A 2,169-nucleotide genomic window follows, 5' to 3' on the forward strand; every position below is an offset into this window, starting at 1 on the left:
CCGGCCTGTACAGTCACGCTGTCGCCACTGAGCGTGGTGCTCTGTGCGCGGCGTTCATGCACTTCGTCGTGGGTTTCGACGGAGGATTTGGAGAGTAAGCCTTTACTGGTCTGTTTGCTGTGTTCTATCAGGTCTGATGAAGCGGTGTCCACTTAAATGTGAGCAAACACTTGCTGTAATTCTTCATACAGAGCTTCCCCTACTTGTTGGGTGTCCAACTTTCGGGGTGCAGTTCACAAGGTCGGGATCTATATTTTTATTTACTCTGAGTACATTTGCGTGAAATAGGTATTGATAAGATCATTATCCAGTAAACGATCAACAGTAAAATCTACAGTATTAGATACAGCAATCCCTCTGTGTAGCTCTTTTGGGAAATCATCGATTGATGCATAAACCGTTGGTATCAGATACCTAAAATAGTCTCCCATTTTTGTTTCACCATCATAGCCTATTGGATAGTCTTCTCCTTCATAACTACCCTCCACACCATGATAAACAAAAAAACCTTTATTAACAGGTAAGTTAGTTTCACTGTAATGACCTGATTCAACTAAACTATTCTCAAGGTTTTCAGAAATGTCTGCTTTGGACAGGTTATCTCTGTTACGCCAAGATGAATATAAATCAACCGAAAAATGCCCATTTTTATTTTGAGGATAATTAGTAAAACATGATGACTCTTCCCACATATATTCCGTTAATTGATCAAGAAGTGACTCTGCATCGCTAATTGATAATATTTTTTTAGGTAAATCGCCAAAACAATTATTAACCATCACGGCAATTCTTCCATTCTTATCCATCGCAAACCAAGTAAATATTGTTCCAAATTCTGGCTTCCAGTTTTCATTTAATATTGTCATGTCTATTTTCCTTTTGGCCAACTTACCGCACAGTTTGCACACGGTGGGATTATAGCATCAGAAGGAATATTGTCTTTCCTCCAGACATCTCTGGGCCTTAGTGCATCAGTAAATTTAATTCTAGATGGATTTACACCTTGTCTGACTAGTTGATCCGCAGCAGAAACTTCAGCACAAGCACCCGCTTTGTTTTTACAAAAACTTGTGAATTCTCCAATCTTAACATTTAACTGTTTTTCAATGTACTTAACAGTGTCCGGATGTAATGCTTCTGCTGTTATTTTAGCGTTGCTACTACCTGTAGCTATTTTTCCTGTCACTGGATCATATGCGCCAACCATTGTTGCGTTCTTACTTGCCTGTGACTTAGATGTAAATCCATTAATTTCATTTAAGAGATTTTGCTGTGCTTGAGCTGCTATCTTATCAGATTGAGCAGCGCTAATCCCTTTATTAACATTAGGCACAGACTTCCTATCATACTTACCAACTGGGTGTTCAACATTCGTCACCGTGCCTTGATTCTTCTGACTGTATTGCCCTTCACCGGCTTTCCAATTAGTGCCTTGGCTGTTTGCCGCGACTTTAGAAGACGATGGTGAGGATTTCGCTCCTCTGGTTCCCTCAACCACAATCGGTAATGTCATCGCCATTGCTTGGGCCGTTTCAGGACTCATGCCCATCGCCTCAAAGCGTTTTGACCAGCCGAGTTCGCTTATCTTGCCTGTGGCAGCCTGACTTAACGTATTCACTGCCGACAGGTAATTTCTGAACTCAACCGGCAATGTGCCATCCCGGTCCATATTTTTGAGGGTACGTTCAAACACCGGCCACTGATCAACCAGATAACCATACTTCTGCGCACACTGGGTCGGGTTGCTGTTGCAGAAATCTATCATTTCCTGCTGATTGCGGATATTGGTTTCCACCATATCCTTGACCACTTGCTTGCAGCTTTCGCCTTCACAGGTACGGGCTTGGTGCGCAAAGTTGTCCAGCTCATTCACACTCAGGAAGTTATTCTCCACCGCATTCTTCCCGGCCTGGGCACCGGTGACGGCGCTGCCGGTGGAGTCACCGGCAATGCCGCCTGCCAGCCCTGCTGCCAGGGTAGAAAGAGTGCTGATGGTCTGTTTTTCCTCTTCACTTAAGTCACTGACTTTAGCATTTTCTCCGTGAATATGCTTCATCAGTTCTCGTGCGGCCAGTTCACCGCCCGCCGCTCCTGCTGCCCCCGCCAGCGCATTGTTACCACTGACTTCGGCGGCCACTGCCCCCAGAATGGCATGGGCCAGGGTATTGG

Annotated in this window: 2 protein-coding genes; both read right to left on the minus strand. The window is 44.5% G+C overall.

From position 1 onward, the window contains the following. Positions 1-260: 260 nt before the first annotated feature. Complete coding sequence (locus EAE90_RS23025; protein WP_214055428.1) at positions 261-866, minus strand: hypothetical protein; 606 nt, start codon at positions 864-866, stop codon at positions 261-263. Positions 867-868: 2 nt separating this feature from the next. Beyond that, positions 869-2,169: VENN motif pre-toxin domain-containing protein (locus tag EAE90_RS24120; RefSeq protein ID WP_246551117.1), on the minus strand; the 1,301-nt coding region annotated here is incomplete at its 5' end.

Origin of the sequence: Photorhabdus caribbeanensis (assembly GCF_018448885.1) — a bacterium.
Classification (GTDB): domain Bacteria; phylum Pseudomonadota; class Gammaproteobacteria; order Enterobacterales; family Enterobacteriaceae; genus Photorhabdus; species Photorhabdus caribbeanensis.

Bases quoted from the DNA above. Each gene is read 5' to 3' on its own strand.
- EAE90_RS23025 (WP_214055428.1), bottom strand. From the start codon at position 866: ATGACAATATTAAATGAAAACTGGAAGCCAGAATTTGGAACAATATTT.